Below are 24884 nucleotides of genomic sequence, written 5' to 3'. Positions count from 1 at the left end.
AGATTATGAAAATAGTGTCGTTGCATATCTATCATTTTGGAGCGTTAAAGGATTGCAAGCTTACTTTGGATCGTTCGGGCTTTCAATTGCTGTTTGGTGAAAATGAGGCAGGGAAAACAACATTAATGGATTTTATTAAATGTATGTTGTTCGGGTTTCCTTTAAAGAACCAAGCAAAGAGGCAGTATGATCCTAAAAACGGCAACCGGGCCGGCGGAAAGATTACTGTTGAACATACAAAACTAGGAATATGGACAATTGAAAGAATTGCCGGAACAAAAGCTGCTGGAGACGTATCAATTTATGATGAAACAGGACAGCAAAAAGATGAATCGTTTTTAATTCAATTATTAGATGGAATGGATCAGTCTTTGTTCTTGGGGGCATATTGCTTTGGACTTGACGGGTTGCAGAAGCTTGATAAGTTAACTTCGGAAGAATTAGGGAACTTCTTGCTTAGCACGGCGATCTCAGGTGACCGCGACCTGCTGGAAATTGAACAGACGTTTGAAAAGAAACATTCCGTTCTGTTTAAAAAAGCGGGCAAAAAGCCTGTTATTAATGAAAAGCTGGAGCAGTTAAAGGGTTCAGCTCAATCCCTTCAAAAGCTTAAAGAAAAAAATGAAAACTACCAAATAATCGAAAAGCAAAAAGAATCACTCGAGACTAAAATACAGGAAACAAGCCGAAATCTGGATCAGATTCAAAAAGAGTTAAGGTCTATCAAACGGTTGTTTGAGCTGCGTCCTGTTTTAGAAAAGTACAAACAGCTGAATCACGAACTGAAATCGTTTGGATCAATAAAGCTGACTTTTCCGGAAAACGGTATTCAGAGATATGAGCAATGGCAAAAAGAAGTTTCTCTATTAAATGGAGAAATGCAATACATCCAAGATCGTTTGGCCAAAATAGATAAGGATCAGCAAATGCTAGAAACAGATGAACGTTTGCTGTCATATCAAAAAGAAATTAAACAATTGCTTAATAAACTTCCTCAATATGAACATTTACAAGAGCAGCTCATACAGCTTACAACCTTAATAGATGAGTGGCGTGATGAAGAATCAGGATTATTTGATGCGATAGGAGAAACTTGGCGTCAGGAGGAACTTAAGGAATTATCGCTTTCTTTATCTTCACTCCAAGAGCAAGAGGAGCTCTTGAAACAATATAATGTGATTATCGAGAAAAAGAAAAGATTAGAAGATGATTTAGAAGATTCCAGAGTAAAGCTTGAGAACCTGGAAAAGGAGGAAGCAGAACGAAAAGCTTTGCTTCTCTCAGATGAAGAGTTAGCTCGATATGAACAAGAAAAAAATAAAAAGAATCAAAACCATGCTTTTCCTCCATACGCTTGGATGCTGCCTGTTATTTCGGCGGTTGTTCTGATTTGGTCTGGCTGGTCTTCTGAAAATAATGCTGTAATGTACGCAGGAATTCTGCTTCTTCTCTTAGCGGGAGGATTTGCCGTCATCACCAGAAAAAAAGCTGCTGTTCCACAAGATAATAAGCTTCGCACTAATCAGCGTTACCTTGAAGACGAGGAAAACCGCAAGCTCTGGATTCAGCTAACAGCAGCACTACAGCACGAGAATAATGTATATCTGCAGATTGCCAAACAGTTGGATTATTTAGAGTTAGAAGAAGCTAAAGTTTATGAGAAAGCAGAAAGATGGGCTGAACAGTACGGCTATACTGGTGATAAAGAAAAGCTGATGTTATCTGGCTATGTGAACAGTCTCATGAAAATTAAAGAGGTTATGAAACAAAAAGAAAATGCGATCAAGAAACTTGAGAATACAAAAGCAGAGCTCATGCGTTTAAGTCATGAAGCTAACAATCTTGCACTTCACTTGGAAATTGACACTGATGGAGACTTCATAAAGCTAATTGAAGAAATGTATGCAAGACTTGAAAACCAGTTGAAAAATAAAGCTGAAAGTGAGCATTTAAGAAACAGCTTTAATGAGTTATCAGAACGAAAAGACTCTCTATCAAAGCAAATTCAGAATATAAACTATCGGATAGCCGAACTATGGAATGAAGCTGATGCTGATACCGAAGAAGCTTATTACGATATAGGTAAAAAAACTGCCGCTTTTATAAAAGTATCTAATGAGCAGGATGGACTAAACAATCAGCTGCAGTCATTAGGATTCGAACCGCATGAAATTGAAACCATGGCGGAAAAGATAACTGAGAAATATGAACAAACGGTTCAGCTTTTTGAAGATCTTGAAAGAAAAGAAAAACTTCAGAAGAATGAGCACATTGCGGCAACAGAAGACAAAGGGAAACTGTATTGGGAATTGAAAAACCTGCTAGAGGATGGCACTTACTCGGAGCATTTGCATCGATATGAACTTTTAAAAGACGAGTGGAATCTTCTTGTTAAGAAGTGGGCCAGCCTGCGTTTTGCTCAGCATGCATTGCAGAAGGTGAAAGAAGACTACCAGAAAACGAAGCTTCCAGCAGTTTTAGAGACTTCGAGTGTGTATTTTAGTAAAATAACAGAAGATGAATATCAATCTATTTTATTTACAGATGCCAATGAACTGGTAGTGTTAAAAGGGGATGGCACCCGCTTTTATCCGCATGAGTTGAGCCGGGGAACTGCAGAGCAGGTTTATTTAGCGATAAGGCTCGCTGTTGCAGCGAATGCCGGTCCAGAAGATTTCCCAATACTTATGGATGATATTGCAGTGAATTTCGATTCAAAAAGAACGCGGCGAACGCTGTCACTGATTCAAGAGATCGCACAAGACAGGCAGGTTTTGTTTTTTACTTGCCACTCCCATTTAGAGCCGCTTATGCCAAATGTACCCTTTATCCACTGGCCAGACGGTTCTGTGTTAGCTGAAAAATAATTGAAGGAGGGGAATGCCCATGTCAAATGAATATACGATTTACTTAGTAGAGGATGAGCAAGATCTTTCACACGTCTTAAAAGCTTATATGGAAAAAGAGGGCTGGAATGTTTCTGTTTACCACAATGGAGAAGAAGCATTAAAGAATTCTGAAGGATCCCCTCCGCATCTTTGGATTTTAGATATTATGCTTCCAGGTATGGATGGCTATGAAATTATTAAAGAAATTAAAAAGAATTCCGATATACCCGTTATTTTCATCTCGGCAAGAGATCAGGACCTCGACCGGATCGTGGGTCTTGAGCTCGGAAGTGATGATTATCTGGCTAAACCTTTCATGCCTAGAGAGCTTGTTATCCGCGTTAAGAAACTTTTAACAAGAGTTTATGAAACTGGCAATCGAATGCCGCAGATCATTGAGATAACTGGGTATACGATTGATCCAATATCCAGAAGAATCACACGGGATGGAGATATCATTAATTTAACTGGAAAAGAAATAGATGTGCTGCTCTATTTGATTGAAAACAAAGGCAAATCAAGAAAAAGGGAAGAAATTCTTGAATATGTCTGGGGAGACGATTACTTCGGTTCTGAACGGGCTGTTGATGATGTGATCAGACGTGTACGCAAGAAGATGCCGCGGCTGAACTTAGAGACCGTCTATGGTGCTGGATATAGGATCATTCCATCATGATTCGATTAAATCTGACGCAGCGCATCTGGCTTTCGTTCGGGCTGCTTCTGTTTACGATCGGTTTATTGACAGCTATTATCTATCCGCTGTCCATTAAAGATACGCTGACAGAGGAAACATACAGAATTATTGAAAACGAGCAGCAGAAAGTACGTGATCCTCAAAAGCAGTTTCCTCAAAAAGGGGAGTCATCAGTTGATTTTATTGAAAGGCGAAATGCTGAAAGGTCTGTCGGGCATTTTTTAATTATAGATCAGTATGCCAATTCTCAAGGCGATCCCGTTCCTCAAGAAGTATTAGTTGAGATGGCGGAAAAGGCGTATGAGCAAAAAGAGAATAAAGGCAGATATGAGTTAACATATGAAGGCGCGACTCTGTTTTATGTGATCTCGACAGGAACGAATGCCAAAGGTGAAGCCGTCTATTTAATCTCTTATATGTGGGATACATACCGTGATCAGATGGTTAACAGACTGTGGCTGAGACTTGTATTAATCCTGCTGTTCACAGGTGTCTTTTCAATTATTCCAGCGATCTGGCTGGCAAGATATCTTCGCTCACCGCTGACGATTTTAGGGAAGCGTTTTGAGCAGATCGCAAAAAGAAACTGGCAGGAACCCTTTCATTGGAAGGGGGATGACGAGTTTTATGTACTCTCAAAACAGTTCGAGGAGATGAGGCAAAATCTCCTGAGGCATGATCATGCACAAAAAACGTTCATCCAGCATGCATCTCATGAGCTGAAAACACCAATCATGACGATTAAAAGCTATGCACAGTCTGTAAAAGATGGCATCATGCCAAAGGAAACGACTGAAGACATGATGGATGTTATTTTAAAAGAGACACAAAGAATGGAAAAACGTGTTCAAAACATGCTGTATTATACAAAGCTTGATGCAATGAAGCTTGATGTTCTTTCTAAAGACACGTTTGAGTTTGGAGACCTTGCTGAAGATATTGTTGAGCGGTTCAGATATCAGCGTGAAGATATAAATTTTGAAATTACAGGCAACCATTACAAGATTAACGGTGACCATGAACAATGGAGTATCTTGCTCGATAATCTGGTTCAAAATGCACTCCGTTATGCGAATGAGACGATCAGGCTCTCTGCATTCTTTAAAGGCAGCTACTTCATCGTCGAGGTCTTTAACGATGGAGAGCAATTGACAGGTGTGACAGGAGAAGAGATCTTTCAGCCGTTCCGAAAAGGAAACAAGGGCCAGTTTGGACTTGGACTCGCTATTGTAAAACGGATTGCTGAACTGCATGGCGGTAAAGCAACTGCGCTTAATACAAAAAAATGGTGTGGCTTTCCAGATCAAAATACTAATAAACGACTTGCAGGATAAAGAATAACAAGCTATTGTAAATGTGTTTTTTAGAGTTTACAAAAGTAGTTAAATAAACGGATATGCTATACTTAAAACAAAGAAAGGCGGGGTGGAATATGAAAAAAGGACTTGCTTTTTATAAGGTAGGAGAAATGGTGGACGGGTTTTTTCTCGTCAAATCATCTGTAAAAGGAACTGCCAGCAACGGAAAGCCGTTTTTAACGCTGATCCTCCAAGATCAGTCGGGTGATGTAGAAGCAAAATTATGGGATAGCTCTCCTGAAGATGAGGAGCTTTATGCGGCACAAGCTATTGTGAAGCTTTCTGGAGAAATGGGCAATTACAGAGGAAAAATGCAGCTTAAACTAAAAGCAATCCGCCCTGCAACGGAACTTGACGGCGTTAAAATAAGCGATTTTCTTGAAACAGCCCCACTCACACAAGAAGCAATGGTGGAGACGATCACGCAATACATATTTGAGATGAAAAATCCGAATATACAGCGAATCACAAGGCATCTGCTTAAAAAGTATCAAACGGATTTTCTGGAATATCCGGCTGCTGTGAAGAATCATCATGAATTTGTTTCAGGTCTTGCTTATCATGTTGTCTCCATGCTCAATATGGCTAAGGCATTCAGCAACCTATATCCTTCCTTAGACACAGATCTTCTTTATTCCGGAATTATTCTGCATGACCTTGGAAAGGTAATCGAACTGTCAGGACCGGTTGCAGCGACTTACACCTTAGAAGGTAAATTGCTCGGTCATATTACGATTATGGTGAATGAGATCGGGATGGCAGCAAAAGAGCTGGAGATTGATGGAGAAGAAGTAACTGTCCTACAGCATCTTGTGCTTAGCCACCATAGCAAACCCGAATGGGGAAGCCCGAAACAGCCATTGATTAGAGAAGCAGAGATTCTTCATATGATTGATAATTTTGATGCACGAATGAATATGATGGACCGTGCGCTGGAAAAAGTGCAGCCAGGAGAATTTACTGAGAAGCAGTTCGCTTTGGAGAACCGTTCATTGTATAAACCTCAGTTCCAAGCAGAATTTGCCAAAAATTAATTTGGAACAAAACGATTGTGAATTATTTGAAATTATGTTAAATTTGGAATTGGAAATATAAGAAAACATTCAGGAGGCAATGACTCATGAAAAGCATTGTTCAAATTAAGGCAGGAAAGCAAGCTAAATAACGTCCAATCCATCTCGGAAAGGCTTATTTTGCTATGCATTCTACCTTTTTTTGAGCGATCTTTCTTGTGTCATCTTCAGCCTTTTTATGAAAAGTCTGTGGTATGCACATGCAAGGGTGCTTATCCATGGGCTTTTTCTGTTTTATTAGAAATCCCGTTGTTTACTCCATAAAGCGCTCAAAAGACAGGTATAAGTGATTAAAAGAAACGGAATTAAAATTACAAGAAAAGAGTGAGCAACATGAAATGGAAAGACTGGGATACAAATATTAAAGTTCGTTTAATCGGAGAGTTTTTTGTAAATCTATTATTCTGGATGTTCTTCCCGTTTATGGCTATCTATTTTTCAGATGAGCTGGGAAAACAAACAGCTGGTATTTTGCTTGTACTCTCACAAGTAGTGGGTGTTATCACAAACTTGGTCGGTGGATATTGTGCCGACAGGTATGGACGCAAAAAGATGATGGTTATTTCTGCATGGGGGCAGGCTGCTTCGTTCGTATTCTTCGTTCTGGCAAACTCTCCTTGGATGGATTCACCTATTTTAACGTTTATCGCTTTTTCAGCATTAGGATTGTTTGGATCTCTATATTGGCCGGCGAGTCATGCCATGATTGCTGATGTAGTTGAAGAAAAGCATCGTACAGAAGTTTTTGCTGTGTTCTACACATCCATCAACATTTCTGTGGTATTTGGACCGGTTTTAGGAAGTATATTCTTTTTCTCTCATCGTTTCGAATTACTTCTTGCATGTTTAATAGGGAGTATTATCCTGGCATTTGTTCTTGCTAAATACATTAAAGAAACGGTTCCGGTTAAAAAAGAAATTCTTGAACAAGTAGGTCCCGACAAAAAATGGCATGAAGCGGTTTGGGAACAATTGAAGGACTATAGGGTAATTGCGAGTGATAAGTTATTTTTGCTGTTTATTCTAGCAGGGATTCTCGTTGCTCAAACATTCATGCAGATGGATTTATTACTGGCTGTGTATCTGACAGAAAAGGTGCCAGAACAAACGCTGATTGCACTTGGAAATTGGGATCTCAAATTAACAGGTGAAAAAGTTTTCGGATATTTAATTTCTTTAAATGGATTGATGGTTGCACTTTGTACCGTTTGGATGGCTAAATGGATGAACCGATTTAACGAAGGAAGAGTTTTTATTTTTTCCGCGCTTCTTTACGGCGTATCAATGCTCGTTTTCGGCGGAACAACAATGATGTGGGTATTGTTTGCGGCGATGGTTATCTTTACGACGGCTGAATTAATGGTAGTAGGGATCCAGGAAAGCTTTATCTCTAAACTGGCACCAGAGAACATGAGAGGTCAATACTTTGCTGCTGCGGGTCTTCGTTTTTCAATCGGCCGTACGATAGCGCCAATCTCTATCCCGTTAACGATGTGGATCGGCTTCGATAATACGTTTTACCTGCTCTTTGTTTTAGCAGTAGTAAGTGCGGGAATCTACTACGTTATGTTCCGGGCATTTGATAAAAAAGTAAAAACAAGTTCAACGGCTGAAACGAAAGCAAAACCTGCACTTTCGTGACATATCTCATTAAGCTCCCTCATAGACTTAAATAAAAGCTTGTCTAACAAAAGGGGGAGTTTATCGATGAAAGGATATGCTGCTTTATTTTTTGGTGCGATACTCATTGCTGCATTTGTACTGAAAGAATATTCGGCAGGGGTAAGTGAGTTCTTTGTAATGACTCCATGGTGGATGTATTTTGTACTATGCGGCATTATTTATAGCGGTTATAAAGCAACGACACTTTTCCAGGAAGACCGTGTTATAGAGCAAAAGGTGATCGAGGAAGAAGGAAAGGTGTACATGAAACGCCTGGAGTTGGCGAGAGCTCATGAAGAAGCAAAGGAAATGAATGAGCACTTTAAAATGGCTAGTGAAGGTGAACTTGAGCCGGAGCAGAAAGCTTCAGGGGAATAAAAGGTTAGACCTGCTGAATTTCAGCAGGTCTTTTGTTAGTTATCAGAGTGTGTCTTCCTGGCAGGGACAACTTTTTGTATGAAAAGGCATTTTTGTTCAGTGGGAACGATTTTTTGTACGGTTGGAGCAAATTTTTGTACGGTTAAAGCCCATTTTTGTTCGGTCGTGTTTTTTTCATGAAAATGAGGCTCGAAAAAAAGAAAAACCAGGCCCTTCAAAAAGGCCTGATTTTATCTGAATTATTGCTGTTGTTGTGGCATTGCTGGTTGTTGCGGTTGTTCTGCTTTCTTTTCGATCTTTTCTTTTAATTCTTTGTCTTTGATCTTAACGTCCGCTTTTTTGCGTAGGTTTTCTAGAATTTCAGTGATTGGTTTAGCTTTTTGCTGTTTTAATTCTTGTTCAACTTGTTCTTTCTTGTCTTCGAACTTGTTTTCACGCTTGTCCGTTACTTTGATGATGTGGACACCATAATCAGACTTAACAAGGTCACTCGTTTCACCTTTATCAAGAGTGAACGCTACTTTTTCAAATTCAGGAACCATAGCACCCTTACCGAAGAAACCAAGGTCTCCACCTTTTGATTTAGAACCAGGGTCTTTAGAGTATTCTTCTGCAAGTTTAGCAAAATCTCCGCCATCATTAAGTTTCTTCTGAACTTCTTTAGCTGTTTTTTCATCATCAACTAGGATGTGGCTAGCTTTTACTTCTGTTTTGTATTTTTCTTCGAATACTTTCTTCATTTCATCTTCTGAGATCTTAACGCCTTCTGTTGCCGCTTTTTCATTTAAAAGCATAGATTTTACGCGTTCTTTAAGCTGTTTCTCATCAGATAAGCCGTTTTGCTCAAGTGCTTGTTTAAAAGCATCTTCCCCACCAAGCTCTTCTTTAATCTTGTCGATTTCTTTATCAATCTCTTTATCTGTAACTTTGTATTTATCTTCAAGCACCATTTCATCGATCATTTGGTTTAGTACTTGATCACCATATTGTTCTTTCATTTTATTGTAAAACTGTTCTTTTGTAATATCTCCAGCTTTTGATTCAACAATTGCTTCTGAGTCAGCACCAGCGTTATTACAAGCGGATAAAGAGATTAGTCCCGCTGTTAGCCCTAAAGATAACATCCATTTTTTCATTTTCAAACACTCCTACTGTGAAGTAATAATTTAACAACTCTAACTATAGCATAAACGTTGTGAGTATTCCTATTCAATAAACGAAATATGAGAAAATTTACACATTATATTTTGCATGTTTTAGCGTATAGTAATCCATTTTCATAAAAAAATTTTTAAAACCCGGGACATTTGTCTAATCAAAACAGGGCGCATCACCATATGATACGGAGAAAAGAAAGGGGAGGTATGATGATGAGCTATGGTTATGGTTACGGGTGTGGGGGAGGATTCGCATTAATTCTTGTTCTGTTTATCCTTCTCATCATTATTGGAGCATCTCACTGTAAATGATGAAAGTATGAAAATTCAGCGATATGAGGGCAGATGCCTATGCGTATCTTACTCGTGATGCATAGGATAGTGTACTGATTGATGAAGGAGGTGGCAACATGGGCTCAGGACACGGACATGGAAGAGGCTTTGCGTTGATTGTAGTGTTGTTTATCTTATTGATTATTGTAGGTGCTGCTTGTTTCTGCTAATATAAACGCTAGTCTTGCAGCCTTTTCTTTTGAAATGGACTGTATGGATTGAACTATTTAAGCAGATTTGTTAGTGTTGTTTTTACTACTCTTGATCAATAGGTGCAGCGCATATGTATTTTAAGGTTACACAAGGGGGAAAGCATTCTGGTTCCCCCTTTTATTATTTGCATTATCGGATGAACTGAAAACGTGCAGCCGGCAAAGTTTTCTCTAAAAGACGTTTGAAATATAAGAAGAAATGAGAAGAATGGTAATAGAAACATTTATGGTGCGGTAAACTGAATCTTCCTGTTTTGAGGACAAGTTCTTTTTATCACAGAGCTTGTATGTGAGTGAATTGAATACATATAAAAATACAGGTGCTAAAAAAACGAATAAATAGCCAGCCATTTTAAAACCTCCAACATGAACTACTTGTTTAACTTTACCAAAATATGTGGAATATGAATAGGAAAAATACTTTCAACAAGGGGAGAGAAGATGCGTAATAAATGGAAAGCTGCATTCTTTGTATTATTACTGTTAATCATAGCAATTCCAGCGACAGTCATCATTTTACTTTTTACAGATCCGAAAGGCGGACATTTGGATAGAAGTTCACTAGATTCAGATATTCGGACAAATCAAAAATTATTAAGCATACATACCGAGAAGGAACAGGTAGAAGATTTGCTGAACAAAGAGCTGAAGAAAAAAGCTCCTAATGTAAATGTTTATGTTAACTTACGGGATGAAGCTGTACTGAATGGATCGTTTATGGCTTTTAATCAGGAACTTCCTTATCAGATTACCTTTGAGCCTGAAGTTATGGAAAATGGTGATCTGTTATTAAACGAGAAAGATATTCAAGTTGGTCGTCTTCCTCTGCCTGGGGACGAGGTATTTAAACTGCTGAAAAATACGGTAAAGTTTCCAGATTGGGTAGAAGTTTATCCTGCAGATGAAAGCATCTTGATGAGGATAACTGAAATGCCAACAAAACCAGGATATGCTGTAAAAACAGAAGAGTTTGATTTAAAGAAGAATTCCATTAAGTTTGGCGTTTATACGAAAGAATAACGAGAAACACTCTGGTTCGCAGATTTTTGCGTGCTAGGGTGTTTTTTAAAAGGGCTGTTTTTGTAGAGCATTATTGAACTTGAAAGTAGTTGATCTCCGTTCCAGGTGCTCGCTTTCCGCAGGGCAGGCGGTGAGCCACATTCGTACGTTCCACTTATAAGTGTCTCACCTGCCCGCCAGTCCTGCAGGAGTCTCGCACCTTACACTCCTATCAACTAGTCGATGAAGAATATAGCAAAGGACTTTTAGCAACACTCTATCAGTAAAAAATCTTACGTTAACATTCTTGTTTTTGTTTAATCTCTGTTCCATGGTGCTGATTTTCCTCGGGGTGCGTGTGGTTGTCTTTCACAAAAACATCATGCTTTTAGAAAATTAAAACCATATCCAAATGGGGAAAGTTGGATTATAATATAGACATAGTATGACTAGAAAGCAGGGTATGTATGGAGACGGTTGAAGAGAGGTTAGAACGACTTGAATTTTATAATCAGCTGACGATTGAAAGTGTCGATCTTACTTCGTATCCATTCTTCAGGCTAGTCATGGAAAAAAAGCTCACCGAAACAGAAGTGAATGATATCATTCAGCTTTGCGATGAGCTTGAAAAAATATTTTTTATGCAAAAAGAAGCAGGTTTCGTTCATTACACACCACTGTTAATTCACTTTGCAGGCATGCTGACACCAAAGCTTAATCCTAGAGAAACAATTCTGGCATTACTTCATCAGGAAAAATATACTTCATTGATGGAAAAGCTATATGAACTTTCTGTTCGTTATGAATGAGAAGAAGCAATTTCTTCGGCTGCGATAACAGGTGAAGCTACTTGTTCTTCGATCGTTGCTTCGATCTTTTCTTCCAGCTTGTTGAAGATAGACATGAAGTCTTCCCCATATAAATTGCGGATGATTGACATCAGCTCTGGGAACTCTGGGAATCTTCCAAAGAGTTCTTTAATAGGCATAGATGCGCTGAATACACCGAATTTGGCTGGGTCATATGTATTTAACGTTTGTAATAGAAGTTCTTCGCCTTTATCTGTTAAACAGATGTATGTATTTCGTTTGTCGTCTTCTTTTTTAGAAAATGTTAGGTAGCCCTGTTCTTCAAGTTTCTTTGAAAAGTTAAAGGCTGTTGATACATGCATAACACCGAATTTCGCGATATCCGAAATTGAAGCACCTTCTAGATGATGAGCAATCCAAAGGATATGATGTTCGTTAATGTTTAATCCATAATCTTTAATCCAGTTTTGCCAGTCTTTTTCTACACTTTTCCATAAAGCTTTACTAATTTGTGAAAGTTTGTGACTATAGATCATGGCTTCTTGAAAACTATATAATTGATCTTTGTTCATTTTTAAAATGCCCCTCCATCTTATAAAACACATCCTATTCCTCATTATGCCAGTATTTCCTATAATAAGAAAGTAAAATTTTTCAATTTCTGCTTATTTTTTAGTAAATTAGAAGTATAACTTTTAGCTGATATAGTGACAAAGTCAGAGATTATGTATGTTTGTACATAAAGAAAAAAATTCCCCACTGCTGGAGAATTTTTTTGTTGTTTATTTTGTTTCCTGTTGGATTGCTTCTTCATTTTTTTCAATTGTAGAAGCAGCTGTTTCTTGCATAGCTTCCTCTTTTTCCTTATTAGCAAATTTAATCTTTGCTCTAAGCTGAATACCGTCGCGCTTAATGCTGGAGAATGTAGATTTCATTTTATCCATATTTTCTCTGAGATCTTTTCTTACCTCTTTGCCTGCCTTAGGAGTTGAAAGTAAAGTAGCTGCTGCTGTTACTACCGTTCCTAATGCGAAACCTACTACCATGGATTTTGATTTAGACATCTTAAAATTCCTCCTCATTCTTTTATTATCTAATAAATTCGTGAATTTCTCTTATAATCCTATGAAAAATAATGACGAATATAAAAATATTTCCCGATAGATTTCGTCATGTTTGGACATGATACACGTTGTGGAATCGAGTTATATCAATATGATTTAAAACCTTGGAATGACGACGTCTATAGCTTCTTTTATTGTTGTTTTTTGTACTCGCTTATTAACTCGCTGTTTGTCTGATTTAGTAGATTGCTGACATACTTTGACGATTAGAAAAACAAAAATTAAAAAAGGGAAATCGTAATAATATTTGACGAAGAATATAAAAAGAGGGTATACATATAAAAAACGGCCAGGAGGGGAATGGGTTTGAAGCAAAATACAATCGGCAATTATTTTAATAAGATGAAAGAAAAGGCGAACGCTGTTTTAGAAAGTTCGACACAAACAGGTGAGCTTGTTACAAAAGCCGAAGACAAAACTGCTCAATCAGATAAGCAAGGTTTAAAGGATTTAGGAGCACAGGTAAAAGCCCTTGTACGGTTAGTAAGATCCTATAAAAAAGGTGATTACCGAAACGTCTCTACAAAATCAATGGTTCTTATCGTTGCTGGTCTTCTCTATTTTGTAAGCCCGATTGATGCTGTTCCTGATTTCTTAATCGGCGCAGGTTTATTGGATGATGCAACAGTTTTGGCGTTTTTGTTTAAAACATTATCAGGTGAAATTTCAGCGTTTCAAACTTGGGAAGAGACAGAAGAAATAGAAGAAGAAACATACGTAAAGCCAGCTCCTTAAAAGGAACTGGCTTTTTATTTTTATTTTATGCAGTTAAGCTTGATCGTTTTGAGAATCGGTTTGCAACGGGATAAATAAAGAACATGATCAGTCCGCTTATAATGCTGGTAGGAAGTACAATCATTCCAATGAAGCTGAATAAGGATCCTGGCAGACCAGCGACCATCATGGCCACGAGCAAAAATAAGGTTCCGCTGACAATCGTTCCGATAACAGTTAATAAAACAGCACTGTAAGTATTTACTTTCACTTTACGTGCCAATAAGAACATTCCTAAAAAGATAAAGGCCGTTATTGGTTTTTCCACGATGTTAGCGATCTGTCCTCCAGCCATTCCCGTTGTCAGAGCTGAAATAACGCCTGCTGCCATACTCGCGATCAACACATTCTGTTTAGTCGGTGCGAGCATGATGGCTAAAAACATCATTACCAGAAGCAAGTCCGGTTTCATCCCGAAGAATAATGGCGGTACAACTGTGTGAAAAACATACCCCAATGCAATAAGTACTGATGTTAACGCTAATGATTTTGTTTTCATTTCTCATCTCTCCTCAGCTATTCTGTTAGCCTTAATTTCTTTCCAATAGTGCCCTCATGGCCTATTGCGAAAGTATCTCTACTTTACCAAAGATATATCAAATATAAAAGGTATTAAGCTTATTTACCATATTTTTTCTGAAAATGAAGCATGAAATCGGCAAGTTTTTCACATGATTTTTCTGGTACAGCGTTATAGATTGATGCTCTGAACCCGCCGACAGAACGATGACCTTTCAAACCAAAGATACCGTTCTCTTCGCTTTCTTTTATAAAGCTCTTCTCTAGTTCGGCATCCCTTAATGTGAAGGTAACGTTCATATGAGAGCGTGACTCTGGGGTGGCATAACCATTATAAAAGCCATTGCTGCTGTCAATCGCATGATAGATGATCTCGGCTTTCTTTTTGTTTCTAGATTCCATTTCTTTTACACCGCCTTGTTCATCGATCCATTGCAGAACAAGATTAAGGAGGTAAATCGAGTAGGTTGGCGGTGTGTTATAGAGAGAACTGCTTTTTGCATGTACCTGATAAGACAGGATAGAAGGGAGCGATTCATTTTCCTTTAATAGATCTTTGCGGATAATAACAGCTGTAACACCCGCTGGACCCAGGTTTTTTTGTGCGCCAGCATATATGAGAGCATAGTTTGAAACGTTGAAAGGCTTGCTCATTATGTCACTCGACATGTCGGCAACAAGAGCAGGATGAGAAAATGCATTTAAGTCTGGCCATTGAGTACCGTAGATCGTGTTATTAGAGGTAATGTGCAGATAAGCGTCTTGAGCGCTTGGTTCATAATTCATTTCTGGCAGCGTGCGGTATTTAGTTTCTTTACCTGAGATGACTGCTTCACTTGGGCCAATTTTAAGAGCTTCTTTATACGCTTTTTCTGACCATGATCCAGTTAATACGTATTTAGCTGTTTTGCCAGAGCTGAGTAAATTCATAGGAAGCATGGCAAACTGGAGGCTAGCTCCACCTTGCAAAAACAAAACATCATGTGTTTCAGGAATGTCTAATAATTTCCGCATAAGGGTCTTAGCTTGTTCATGAATTTCTTCATAAGATGCCCCTCTGTGGCTATGTTCCATAATATTTAAACCTGTTTCCTTAAAGTCATCCCACTCTGACTTAGCACGACTCATAACCTCTTTAGGCAGAGTAGTCGGTCCTGCTTGAAAATAGATACGTTCCATTTCTTCTCCTCCTCTGATGTTGTGATGCTCTTGAATATGAAAAAACTGCCTGAACAAAGATAGGCAGTTTTACTATGTAGTGTTAATTCTTGACGTTCTCTTTAATGGTTTGGGCGATCTCAGCCATTTCATCGGCAGGGAGATCTTGCGTTTTCCAGACTGCACCAAAACCGTCGCCAGAACCATAGCGCGGAATAAAATGCATGTGGTAGTGGAAGACCGACTGGCCTGCAGCTTCTCCGTTGTTGTTTAAAAGATTTAATCCAATGGGGTTAAACGTTTGTTTAATGCTTGAAGCGATTTTTGGCACAGCAGAAAAAAGCTTGGCTGCTGTTTCTTCAGACAGCTCAAAAACATCTTTTGAATGTTCTTTTGGAATGATCAGCGTATGCCCTTTTGTAACCTGGCTGATATCTAAAAAGGCAAGAACATTATCATCTTCATACACTTTGTGGGAAGGAATAACACCCTCAACAATTTTACAAAAAATGCAGTTTGAATCGTGGGACAAGCGGTTCACCTCATTTTTTTTACTTATCATAACACACATTAACGACGAGAAAAATAATGCTATTTTCGAAAAGAATTTTTCTTTGGAGTGGATTTTTCTGAATTCTCATCATTGACAAGCTGATTGGAGTGCAAGGTGCGAGACTCCTCGAAAATGAAAAATCACATTTTCTTCGTGCGATGTAACGCTGCCGAAGCTTTCCTTGTCCTGCGGGACGAGTGTGACAGGTGAGACTCCTAATGGCGCAGAGCGGCAGGAGGCTCACCGCACGCCCCGCGGAAAGCGAGCATCCTGGAGCAGAAATCAGCACTTCCTGCAGCAACAGTGTATTACGATAACATGTCAAAATAAAGAAGAAGAGTCCTATTAAAAAATAGAACTCTCCTTCTTTTAGAGGTTAGAGAAGAAAGGAGAACATGAAAACAAAGCAAAAGATTTTTTAGCCATGCACCTCTAGTTTAAGAATTTGCAATTACTCAAGCACTGAATAGTCCAAGAGAACCATCTCCTTAAAATAAAAAGCATAAAACATAAAAATCTGAACCGTTGTATCTTTCTCCCTGAAGAAGGGGGGATACCTTCTTCAATAATATTCTGTCCATACAGTCTCACTTATTATACATATAAAATTGGAAAAAAGGGCTTGAATTGAGCTATTATTAGGTAAGAATGACAAGAGGAGGGTCCTCCGTGAAAAGAAGACAACTAGTAATGACGATGACTCTTGCTGCAGGTGTTCTCATCTCCGGTTGCGGGAATGAGAAAGAAGAAGAGCATAAGAATCATCAAGGACAATCACAGCAAGAACATAAGGAAAGTGCACATGAGAAGCATCTTCCTAGTGGTGATATTCAACAATTAACAGCTTCCACTGACATTATGCCTGCATTTTTAGATAAACAGCCTGAAAATATTTCAGCGATTTATGCAGCTGCCCCAAAGTTTAAAGAAGTGCTGGAATCAATGCCTTGTTATTGCGGGTGCGGAGATTCAGCTGGGCATAAAAACAATTATGATTGCTTTGTAGCTGATAATAAAGAAGATGGAAAAATCGTATGGGATGATCATGGAACAAAATGCGGCACTTGTCTTGAAATTGCAGCGATTAGTATGAGTGAATCTGCAGAAGGCAAGAGCACACTTGAGATCCGAAAAATGATCGATGAGAAATATAAAGAAGGTTTTGCAGAGCCTACACCAACTCCAATGCCTGCTTCTTAAAGGGTAAAACAAAAAATATGGTAAATAATAGGTAAGTGAAGATAACCAAAAGAAGAGGGAGGGTAATAAATGAAACCTATCCTAGAAGTCAGTGACTTAACGGGCGGTTATATGCCAAATCAGCCTGTCATCCACAATCTGAATTTTTCTGTAAAGGAAAGTGAAATTGTCGGACTGATCGGATTAAACGGGGCTGGAAAAAGTACGACGATTAAACATATTCTCGGATTGATGGAACCAATGTCTGGCAGCTCCAAGATTTTAGAGCAGACCTTCCGGGATGAACCGGAAATTTACCGTAGCCAGTTTACTTATATACCAGAGATTCCGATCCTTTATGATGAGCTTACATTATGGGAGCACCTTGAGTTAACGGCTATGGCTTATGGTCTTGAAGAACAAACTTTTTTAGCGAGGGTACGGCCTTTGCTTGAAGAATTTCGTATGGATAATAAGATTAAATGGTTTCCAAACCAATTCTCTAAAGGGATGAAACAAAAGGTAATGATCCTTTGCGCCCTGTTAGTGGAGCCAAAGCTGTATATTGTAGACGAGCCATTCGTAGGGCTGGATCCTCTAGGTATTCAATCTTTCCTTGAATATATGGTTACGTTTAAAAATAGCGGTGCAGGAGTTTTAATGTCTACTCATATCCTTTCTACTGCTGAGAGGTACTGTGACCGTTTTCTGATCCTGCATGAAGGCAGGTTAGTGTTAAGCGGAACTTTAGAGGAATTGAGGGAAAGAAGCGGTTTGACCGATGCTACCCTTGATGAGATCTATCTTTATGTAGCTCGAGGTAAAGTAACATGATCGATGTAAAAAAATTATGGCGCAAACGCCGCAACGCACATTTAACTCAAACGTTAAAATATTTTAGTTTAATGGCAAACAGCGGACTCATTGTTTCATTAATTTTACTCATCATTGTGGGAAGTATTTATTATGCAAAGCTACTTAAAGCACTGCCTCAGGATTTTCCTGCAGTTCTTATTTTGACGGTGCTGTTTTCGTTCTTGCTGACGAAAAGTGCGATCAGGACTTTATTAAAAGAGGGAGACCTTGTATTTTTACTGCCTGTTGAATCTGGGATGAAACACTATTTTTCACAGAGTTTATCTTCTGCGATCGCGAGCGGTTCGTTCGTAACTCTTTTTGTATTTACACTGACGTGGCCGATTGTTCAGGTATTCATAACAGATGGATGGAAAATGTATGTCACTTTTGCTTTCTTTTTAATTGCGGCGAAAGTATTTAATTTATATGTGGCGTGGGAAGAGAGAAGGCTGCCATATAAAAGCTATCAGCTGAACTATAAGATCATGAGATTTATCGTGAACTTTGTATATGTATATCTTCTGTTTAATGAAGCTTATGTCTTCTTGATCGCCATGTTTGCTATTATGTATGTTTTAAAGAACTTCGTGTTCGAAGTATTTAAGAAGATGCACGGATATCAATGGGAAATGCTTTTAGCGGAAGAACAGACGCTTAAGTTGAAGGGATATCGTTTAGTAAACTACTTTACAGATGTTCCTGCACTGAAACAAACCGTTCATAAAAGACCATTGCTGAACATGCTTGGTACGTTCTCTTTTAAGAAAAAGAATATGATGCCGGCACTTTTTATGAAAACCTTTACGCGGTCAGGTGATTACTTTGGCTTATACATAAGGCTGATTTTAATCGGTTTTCTCTTTCTCTATCTGGTACCACCCGGATGGTGGCAGCTGGCTGTAGCTGTTTTGTTCTTTCAAATGCTGACACTCCAATTGTTTACACTCTACACGCAATATAAATGGAATGTGATTTTTAACATATATCCGATCGAGTCAAATGTGAAGGTTACGGCATTTATGAAGTGGCTTCGGGGGCTTTTACTGTTTCAGGGACTTTTATATGGAGTGTTTTACGGAGTTCTTACAGGTGATTGGCTGATTGCACTGTTGATGCCTGCTGCAGCATTGGTGTACAGCCTGTTACGCCTCCCGTCTTTGACAAAAAAACATATTACACTATCTTCCTAGCCTTAGAGGTTGGGAAGATTTTTGTTTAACCATAAGTGGGCTTCTTTCATATGTTACCTTAAAGCAGTTTTATGGAAGGAGACCTGATTGATGAGAAAATGCAGGCTGACGGGCAGAATTGTAACACCAGGTAATCCCGAATATGATCTTGCCAGAGAAGAATTTAATACACGCTATGATCTTTTTCCAAGTGTAATCAATTTTTGCACAACGGCTAAAGACGTAGCCAATGCTATTTGCTGGGCTAGAGAAAGAAAGGTAAAGTTCAGGATTCGAACAGGCAGACATAGCTATGAAGCTTATTCGTCACTAGACGGGGGCCTCGTTATTGATATTAGTGAGATGAATAAAATTAAGGTCAATCATAAGACAAAAACGGCTAGACTAGGTGCGGGGTCTCTGCTGCTTCCGCTTTATGAAAGATTATATGAAGAGGGGTATACAATTCCAGGAGGGACATGTCCTTCCGTAGGATTGTCAGGACTGACTCTCGGTGGAGGATGGGGAATGCTGACCCGTCCATACGGAATGCTGATCGACCAATTGATAGGATTAGAGATGGTGGATGCAAAAGGAAATATTATTACGGCAAACAGAGAAAAGAATGCTGATTTATTCTGGGCGTCTCGAGGTGGCGGAGGCGGCAACTTTGGTGTCGTTACATCTTTTTTATTTCATGTGATTCCTGTAGATAGAGTAGCTACGTTAAACATCACATGGGACAGGAAGGGGTTTGAACCTGTTGTTATGGCGTGGCAGAATTGGGCACCATTTACGGACATAAGGCTGACTGCGATTATTGATCTTTTAACGAAAGAAAAGGGAGAGATCAGAGCATTAGGTGAGTTTACAGGAACTGCTTTGGAACTATGGCGTATTGTACAGCCTTTAATAGATGCCTATCCTCCAAAAAAAATAGAGATTAAAAACGTCTCTTACATTGATGCTGTTAAAATGTTTGGCGGTAGGATGCCAGGTATGGAAGAATATTCGGTCAACCATGGCGACCCCGATGCACATCCTTTTAAAAATACAGGTGCTTTTGCAAAAATGCTACTGCCGCCAAAAGGGATAAAAATTTTAAAAGATTTCTTATCTAAATCTCCAAGTTCTGAAAACAAAGTGCAGCTGCAGGCACTTGCTGGAAGAGCAGGTGAAGTAAGTCCCACTGGTACTGCCTATGTACATCGAAAAGCATTGTTCAGCTTGCTGTATATTACGAAATGGGAAAATGAGCGAGAAGCAAATGTTAATACAAAGTGGGTAGAAAGATTAAGGAATTCCTTATTGCCGTATGCGGATGGAGCTTATGTGAATTTCCATGACAATTGCATTAAGGACTGGCTTGAACAATGCTATTTTGAAAATCTGCCAAGGCTGATCGAAGTGAAAACAAAATATGATCCTGAAAATCTATTTAATTTTCCGTTAGGTATTCCAACTGCAAATAAACTTTGAATCATTTTGAAACTTGCAAACCGAATATAACGTAATGTCTAGGAGAGGAGGAGTAAGATGAACACATATGAACAAAAGGTCTTTGAAGAACTTAAAGATTGGGAAGTTGAGATGACGAAGCGTCCTTCGCTTTGGAACAAAGCAACGAAATCTATTCAGACAAAAATTAATGAGAAAATCCCTCAAAAGGTGCATGACGTGATTACAGCAAGTATGAAGCATATGATAAAAGCTACTTTAGTAGGTTCGGAATATACGACAAAACGAACGACTCAGCTCGAAGCAGAGCTTCTTGAAAGAGATGAAAAGCTGAAAGAACGTCTCGCTTTTTATAAAAAAACAGCGGCTGTAGAAGGTGCCGGTACAGGGGCAGGCGGAATATTGCTCGGGCTTGCAGACTTTCCATTGCTGCTGGGAATAAAAATGAAGTTCCTTTTTGAAGCCGCCAGCATTTATGGATTGGATGTAAAAGACTACAGAGAGCGGATTTTTATACTTCATGTGTTCCGTCTTGCTTTTTCTGATCCTCATAAAAGGAAGGAAGCTTTTGAAAAAGTAGTCTTTTGGAAAGAAACGATTCATGAATTTCCTGAGCACCCAGGAGCAATTGAAAATATAAATTGGCAAGAACTGCAGCAGGACTATCGAGATCATATCGATTTGATTAAGATGCTTCAGATGGTGCCTGGTCTAGGCGCGATTGTTGGAGCATATGCCAATTATCATTTCTTGGAGGATCTAGGGGAAGTTGCTCAAAACTGTTTCCGATGGCGTATTATGATGGAACAGAGTAGAGATTTATAAGAAAAAGGTTGCTTTTCTAAGCAGCTTTTTTTATTTCTGTTTGAATAGGCTGGAAACGGAAGAAATAATGAAGATTTTGATATTCAAAATTCCTCCATATTAGATGGTAGGGGTGAAACTTAGGTATCACCGGGTGAAAGCAGTAATTCACGGGGTGAAACTCGGCAGTATTGGGGTGGAACATCTGTATTTGGGGTGAAACGAGGCTTTCAACGGGCGAACGTGAAATAAATTATAGAACACGTACCGTAAACAAACAAACGAAAAGGCCAGCTAAAATGTTAGCTGGCCTTTTATCATATTTTGTTTAGAAGCGGCTGTCGCTTAAGAGACGATCCATTTCTTCCTTATGCTTAGTTTCATCAGCGATCATATCTTCCAGCTGAACAACTAACTCAGTAAGCTTTAAGTTTGATGCTTGCTCTTTGCGCTCTTCATAACGTCTGATAGTATCTTCCTCAGCATTGCGAGCTTCTTCAAGCATTTCGCGTACGCTTTCTACTTGTTTAACTGGCTTCGGCTGAGTAGTAGGTGTTCCGCCTAACGTTTTGATCTTTTCTGCTAAATAAAGAGCGTGTCCCTGCTCGTCCGAAATTTCACTTTGGAAGAAAGGTTTTAAGATCTGACGGTACAATCCAGATACTGTTGCTGCATTATGATTATACATAATGATTGCAGAGTACTCGTTTGCAAGATCCTCGTTTAGTCCATCAATTAGTGCTTGTAAGTCTTTTTCCATTTGTATAACCTCCTGAATCTTGTTCTACAAAAGTATCCTTCCCTTTTTCTAATCATAGTAAACCGAAAGCATGAATAGAAAAAACGTAAATAAATCAAACTGTATAAATAAGTTTAAGATGTGTGAAAAAAAGGTAAAAGGATAACAGACCTAACACAATCGTTAAACAAAGGTCATACACATACACTTTTAAGGAGGTAATAAAAATGGAAAGCAGACACATGGTGGACAAAGAACGTGATGTTGACATGAACAAGGTTGAGGACACAGCTAGCCGAATGAGTGAAAGCAAAAAAGACGAAATTTTGTCTAACTTTGAAGAGTTCAAAAGCTATCTTCACAGCAAAGTTGAAGTCGGTGAGAAGATGGGTATGAGCGAGGAAACACTTGCGAAAACGGCAGAAAAAGTTGCTGATTACCTCGCTGCTCATGAGGAGCCTCGCAACTCTGAAGAAAACCTCTTAAAAGAACTATGGAAAGTCGGAGAACAAGAAGAACGCCATAAGCTGGCTCATATGCTAGTGAAACTTGTTAAATAAAATGTATGACCAAGGGGCTGTCCCAAAAACAAGGTAAACTTGCTTTTGGCAGCCCCTAATTTTTTATTTTTAACAAAATAAAAAATAAATAATATCGTCCAAATTTAGCTATCTAATAGTGTTTATTAAAACCTTTATCTAAGACATTATCTAAATTGGATCAAATATAAAAAAGGAGGGATGCCCTCAACGTACAGCCCAGCGGAGAAAAAAGTTTAATACTCGTTGAAACGGTGAAAACTTGAGGTATATATATTTAATAAAAGAGGAGATCTTATGTTACGAGACTTAGCAAACAAGTTACCTTTTCCGATACTCCCCGTTATCTATATTTTAGCCGGTCTCTTTCTTTCTTTTTATTCCTTAAATGTATTCTTTGAACTGTCTGAGGATTTGATGGAACAGGAACGATTTACATTTGACCAAGTTATCATCCAATATGTATTGAATATTCGAACCGAGACGTTAACGGAAATTATGAAATTTATAACCTTTTTAGGTGGTAAAACAATACTTACCCTCCTTTTGATAGGAAGTCTGGTTTGGCTGATCGTGAAACGCAAAAATTATTGGGGAGCCATTTTTTATATTATTGCAGTCGCGGGAGGCGGTCTTATAAATCTTGGTCTTAAACATTGGTTTGGTAGAGTCCGTCCGGAAGAAAGCCTTATAGTTGAACAGGGATTTAGCTATCCAAGCGGTCATTCAATGGGCAGTTTAATTTATTATGGATTCCTAGGCTACTTAGTAATAAGAAGCCAGCGGGGAAGATCACTTAAACTTTTGTTGGGGATAGGTTTTATCACTTTGATCTTACTGATTGGATTCAGCCGAATCTACTTAGGAGTCCACTATCCATCTGATGTGCTGGCAGGATTTTCCGCAGGTACGGTTTGGCTGCTTTTATGTATCGGCGGACGTGAGTCTATACGGGCATACAAAAAAAGGACGCTTCCTTTTTTTAAAAGGAAACATCCCCAGTAAGTGCCGATAGATGCTGCTTCATGCATTTAACAATAGAAGGTGTTTTTTGTTCCCGCTCTCCATCACAATCAATTAACTGCTGGGGAGCGGTTTTTATTTTGATTTCAGAGCTTTGAAAATAGTGATAGCCTTGTCCTTCATAGGATGTGTCGGTAAGCCGGTTTTGCAGAACATCCCATATAAACGAAATAGAAGGTTCTTCGATCAGCAAACAATCCAGTTTCCCATCTTGAATATCAGTGTCTGGAAAGAAGGGTTTGATCCCTCCTGTGAAAGGTCCGTTTACAGCTAAAAACATAGCTGCTTTACCTTCGAATTGAAACTCTTCAGATTGAACCGAAATCTCAAAAGGTTCCCACGTTTGCATGGATTTTGCTGCAGACAAATAATACGATAATCTGCCGAATCTTTCTTTTGTATCAGGATCTATCGATTCTGATACATGTGTAATTAATCCGACTCCCCAAAAGTTCGTGAAGAAATGGCCGTCGAATTCTCCTATATCAATATGCCGTATCTTTTTCTGGCTCAGCTGTTCAGCTGCTTTTACTGGATTTTGGTTCATGCCGAGAGCCCTTGAAAAATCATTGCAGGTTCCTCCAGGCAAGATTCCAAATGCAGGTTTTCTATCCTCTATTGATAATAATGCCTCTGCAACTTCATGTACCGTACCGTCTCCGCCAGCTGCAAGAATGACATCTGTATCTGAATGAAGCTGCTCTACAAAAGATGCACCCTCACCAGGGGCTGTTGTTTCGTATACTTGAACATCATGAAATCCTTTTTTTAATTCAGTAAGTACTTCATCCCAGTTGTTGAGAAGGCGTCCCTGTCCTGCTTTAGGATTTAAGATCACAGAAACTCGTTTTAATTCTGATTCATTCATACTCATTGAACAACCATGTATTCTTTGACAAATGACTTGCCAGAGAATAGAGTTTCAGGAAGTCCTTTAGACGTGCTCCTGTCCTTATGAGCTTCCTCATATGCTTTCGATTGCTGCCAATTGATGAAGTCAGCATGGGAATTCCAGAGAGTCATGATAATATAGGGGTCGTGATGAACCGGGCGAAGTATACGAATCCCAATGAATCCAGGTTCATTCTCAACAAGACCTGCACGATTTAAAAAGCGCTCTTCAAAAAGACTGCGGCCATCCTCTGTAACAGGAACATGATTCATAACGACAAAGCCTGCACCTGATAAAGTTCCTCTCTGGTTGATCACTTCATATTCATGTTTTTCAGTAAAAGGATTCTCTCCATCTGTCTCGTATACGAGTGCGGAGTTTGAATCACCTTCTAGCAGGAGCGCCTGGCTGTATTTTTCTTGATAGCTGGATAGATAGTCGGTTGTTCCGTACGTGATATAAGTCTTCATTTGCTAATCCCTGCCTTTTAATCGATTTATCTTTGTTTTACCCAACCAACATGCGGACT

At 38.9% G+C, this 24884-nt stretch carries 28 protein-coding genes; 18 read left to right on the top strand and 10 right to left on the bottom strand.

Annotated elements, in window-relative coordinates:
• Window positions 1-5 precede the first annotated feature (5 nt).
• The 6 genes from UN64_RS13350 to UN64_RS13325 all read left to right on the top strand — a co-directional run bounded on the left by UN64_RS13350 (window position 6) and on the right by UN64_RS13325 (window position 8056).
• Window positions 6-2867: an ATP-binding protein gene (locus tag UN64_RS13350; RefSeq protein ID WP_077363471.1), complete on the top strand. Its 2862-nt coding sequence runs from the start codon at window positions 6-8 to the stop codon at window positions 2865-2867.
• A 19-nt stretch (window positions 2868-2886) separates the two neighbouring features.
• Complete coding sequence (locus UN64_RS13345; protein ID WP_077363469.1) at window positions 2887-3564, top strand: response regulator transcription factor; 678 nt, start codon at window positions 2887-2889, stop codon at window positions 3562-3564.
• The gene (locus tag UN64_RS13340; RefSeq protein ID WP_077363467.1) at window positions 3561-4919 is read left to right on the top strand and encodes a HAMP domain-containing sensor histidine kinase; all 1359 of its coding nucleotides are present in this window, start codon (window positions 3561-3563) and stop codon (window positions 4917-4919) included. The genes UN64_RS13345 and UN64_RS13340 overlap by 4 nt, the downstream gene beginning before the upstream one ends.
• 98 nt (window positions 4920-5017) lie before the next feature.
• Window positions 5018-5977 (top strand): 3'-5' exoribonuclease YhaM, encoded by a 960-nt coding sequence (yhaM, locus tag UN64_RS13335; protein ID WP_077363465.1) that lies wholly within the window; start codon window positions 5018-5020, stop codon window positions 5975-5977.
• 372 nt (window positions 5978-6349) lie between these two features.
• Entirely contained in the window at window positions 6350-7657 is a 1308-nt protein-coding gene (locus UN64_RS13330) for an MDR family MFS transporter (protein ID WP_077363462.1), read from the top strand.
• 66 nt (window positions 7658-7723) lie between these two features.
• A complete protein-coding gene (locus UN64_RS13325; protein WP_245802019.1) occupies window positions 7724-8056 on the top strand; it encodes a sporulation YhaL family protein in 333 nt (110 codons plus the stop codon).
• A gap of 239 nt (window positions 8057-8295) precedes the next feature.
• On the opposite strand, the gene UN64_RS13320 is transcribed toward UN64_RS13325, so the two are convergent.
• Window positions 8296-9192, bottom strand: a complete 897-nt coding sequence (locus UN64_RS13320) for a peptidylprolyl isomerase (RefSeq protein WP_077363460.1) — start codon at window positions 9190-9192, stop codon at window positions 8296-8298.
• A 201-nt stretch (window positions 9193-9393) separates the two neighbouring features.
• Between UN64_RS13320 and UN64_RS13315 the strand changes: the two genes are divergently transcribed.
• Entirely contained in the window at window positions 9394-9525 is a 132-nt protein-coding gene (locus UN64_RS13315; protein WP_425590109.1) for a YjcZ family sporulation protein, read from the top strand.
• Between the two features lie 98 nt (window positions 9526-9623).
• Window positions 9624-9716 carry a YjcZ family sporulation protein gene (locus tag UN64_RS13310; protein ID WP_077363456.1) on the top strand — a complete coding sequence of 31 codons (93 nt, stop codon included), beginning with the start codon at window positions 9624-9626 and terminating at the stop codon, window positions 9714-9716.
• Between the two features lie 213 nt (window positions 9717-9929).
• Here UN64_RS13310 and UN64_RS13305 read toward each other — a convergent pair whose 3' ends face one another.
• On the bottom strand, window positions 9930-10109 hold the full coding sequence (locus tag UN64_RS13305) for a hypothetical protein (RefSeq protein WP_077363454.1): 180 nt from the start codon (window positions 10107-10109) through the stop codon (window positions 9930-9932).
• Between the two features lie 90 nt (window positions 10110-10199).
• Here UN64_RS13305 and UN64_RS13300 point away from each other — a divergent pair, with 90 nt between their 5' ends.
• Together UN64_RS13300 and UN64_RS13295 are read left to right on the top strand one after the other, a co-directional pair.
• Complete coding sequence (locus UN64_RS13300) at window positions 10200-10778, top strand: YpmS family protein (protein ID WP_077363452.1); 579 nt, start codon at window positions 10200-10202, stop codon at window positions 10776-10778.
• Between the two features lie 446 nt (window positions 10779-11224).
• A complete protein-coding gene (locus UN64_RS13295; RefSeq protein ID WP_077363450.1) occupies window positions 11225-11566 on the top strand; it encodes a DUF1878 family protein in 342 nt (113 codons plus the stop codon).
• Here the strand turns inward: UN64_RS13295 and UN64_RS13290 are convergent.
• Complete coding sequence (locus UN64_RS13290) at window positions 11557-12138, bottom strand: HTH-type transcriptional regulator Hpr (RefSeq protein ID WP_077363448.1); 582 nt, start codon at window positions 12136-12138, stop codon at window positions 11557-11559. The genes UN64_RS13295 and UN64_RS13290 overlap by 10 nt on opposite strands.
• A gap of 210 nt (window positions 12139-12348) precedes the next feature.
• On the bottom strand, window positions 12349-12630 hold the full coding sequence (locus UN64_RS13285) for a YtxH domain-containing protein (RefSeq protein WP_171978901.1): 282 nt from the start codon (window positions 12628-12630) through the stop codon (window positions 12349-12351).
• A gap of 366 nt (window positions 12631-12996) precedes the next feature.
• Between UN64_RS13285 and UN64_RS13280 the strand changes: the two genes are divergently transcribed.
• Window positions 12997-13425 carry a YkvA family protein gene (locus UN64_RS13280; protein ID WP_171978900.1) on the top strand — a complete coding sequence of 143 codons (429 nt, stop codon included), beginning with the start codon at window positions 12997-12999 and terminating at the stop codon, window positions 13423-13425.
• 25 nt (window positions 13426-13450) lie between these two features.
• Here UN64_RS13280 and UN64_RS13275 read toward each other — a convergent pair whose 3' ends face one another.
• The 3 genes from UN64_RS13275 to UN64_RS13265 all read right to left on the bottom strand — a co-directional run bounded on the left by UN64_RS13275 (window position 13451) and on the right by UN64_RS13265 (window position 15673).
• Complete coding sequence (locus UN64_RS13275) at window positions 13451-13963, bottom strand: tryptophan transporter (RefSeq protein WP_077363442.1); 513 nt, start codon at window positions 13961-13963, stop codon at window positions 13451-13453.
• Between the two features lie 119 nt (window positions 13964-14082).
• Complete coding sequence (serC, locus tag UN64_RS13270; protein WP_077363440.1) at window positions 14083-15162, bottom strand: 3-phosphoserine/phosphohydroxythreonine transaminase; 1080 nt, start codon at window positions 15160-15162, stop codon at window positions 14083-14085.
• 82 nt (window positions 15163-15244) lie between these two features.
• Window positions 15245-15673 carry an HIT family protein gene (locus UN64_RS13265; RefSeq protein WP_245802018.1) on the bottom strand — a complete coding sequence of 143 codons (429 nt, stop codon included), beginning with the start codon at window positions 15671-15673 and terminating at the stop codon, window positions 15245-15247.
• Between the two features lie 690 nt (window positions 15674-16363).
• On the opposite strand from UN64_RS13265, the gene UN64_RS13260 reads away from it, so the two are divergent.
• The 5 genes from UN64_RS13260 to UN64_RS13240 all read left to right on the top strand — a co-directional run bounded on the left by UN64_RS13260 (window position 16364) and on the right by UN64_RS13240 (window position 21183).
• Window positions 16364-16894, top strand: a complete 531-nt coding sequence (locus UN64_RS13260; protein ID WP_245802017.1) for a PCYCGC motif-containing (lipo)protein — start codon at window positions 16364-16366, stop codon at window positions 16892-16894.
• A 69-nt stretch (window positions 16895-16963) separates the two neighbouring features.
• Window positions 16964-17707: an ABC transporter ATP-binding protein gene (locus tag UN64_RS13255; protein ID WP_077363434.1), complete on the top strand. Its 744-nt coding sequence runs from the start codon at window positions 16964-16966 to the stop codon at window positions 17705-17707.
• Window positions 17704-18921, top strand: a complete 1218-nt coding sequence (locus tag UN64_RS13250) for an ABC transporter permease (protein ID WP_077363432.1) — start codon at window positions 17704-17706, stop codon at window positions 18919-18921. The genes UN64_RS13255 and UN64_RS13250 overlap by 4 nt, the downstream gene beginning before the upstream one ends.
• 90 nt (window positions 18922-19011) lie before the next feature.
• A complete protein-coding gene (locus UN64_RS13245; protein WP_077363430.1) occupies window positions 19012-20379 on the top strand; it encodes an FAD-binding oxidoreductase in 1368 nt (455 codons plus the stop codon).
• 57 nt (window positions 20380-20436) lie between these two features.
• Window positions 20437-21183: an EcsC family protein gene (locus UN64_RS13240; RefSeq protein WP_077363428.1), complete on the top strand. Its 747-nt coding sequence runs from the start codon at window positions 20437-20439 to the stop codon at window positions 21181-21183.
• 307 nt (window positions 21184-21490) lie between these two features.
• Here the strand turns inward: UN64_RS13240 and UN64_RS13235 are convergent, their stop codons facing one another.
• Window positions 21491-21922, bottom strand: coding sequence for a ferritin-like domain-containing protein (locus UN64_RS13235; RefSeq protein WP_077363426.1), 432 nt, complete (start codon window positions 21920-21922; stop codon window positions 21491-21493).
• Window positions 21923-22143: 221 nt separating this feature from the next.
• Here UN64_RS13235 and UN64_RS13230 point away from each other — a divergent pair, with 221 nt between their 5' ends.
• Together UN64_RS13230 and UN64_RS13225 are read left to right on the top strand one after the other, a co-directional pair.
• Window positions 22144-22461: a DUF3243 domain-containing protein gene (locus UN64_RS13230; protein WP_425590118.1), complete on the top strand. Its 318-nt coding sequence runs from the start codon at window positions 22144-22146 to the stop codon at window positions 22459-22461.
• Window positions 22462-22737: 276 nt separating this feature from the next.
• Window positions 22738-23445 (top strand): phosphatase PAP2 family protein, encoded by a 708-nt coding sequence (locus UN64_RS13225; protein ID WP_077363421.1) that lies wholly within the window; start codon window positions 22738-22740, stop codon window positions 23443-23445.
• Here UN64_RS13225 and UN64_RS13220 read toward each other — a convergent pair.
• Both UN64_RS13220 and UN64_RS13215 read right to left on the bottom strand, forming a co-directional pair.
• A complete protein-coding gene (locus tag UN64_RS13220) occupies window positions 23423-24331 on the bottom strand; it encodes a diacylglycerol/lipid kinase family protein (protein WP_171978899.1) in 909 nt (302 codons plus the stop codon). The genes UN64_RS13225 and UN64_RS13220 overlap by 23 nt on opposite strands.
• A gap of 2 nt (window positions 24332-24333) precedes the next feature.
• Window positions 24334-24825: an antibiotic biosynthesis monooxygenase family protein gene (locus tag UN64_RS13215; RefSeq protein WP_077363417.1), complete on the bottom strand. Its 492-nt coding sequence runs from the start codon at window positions 24823-24825 to the stop codon at window positions 24334-24336.
• Window positions 24826-24884: the final 59 nt, after the last annotated feature.

Origin of the sequence: Fictibacillus arsenicus (genome assembly GCF_001999465.1) — a bacterium.
GTDB classification, from domain to species: Bacteria; Bacillota; Bacilli; order Bacillales; family Fictibacillaceae; genus Fictibacillus; species Fictibacillus arsenicus.
This window is presented reverse-complemented; position numbering and strand designations above follow the sequence as displayed.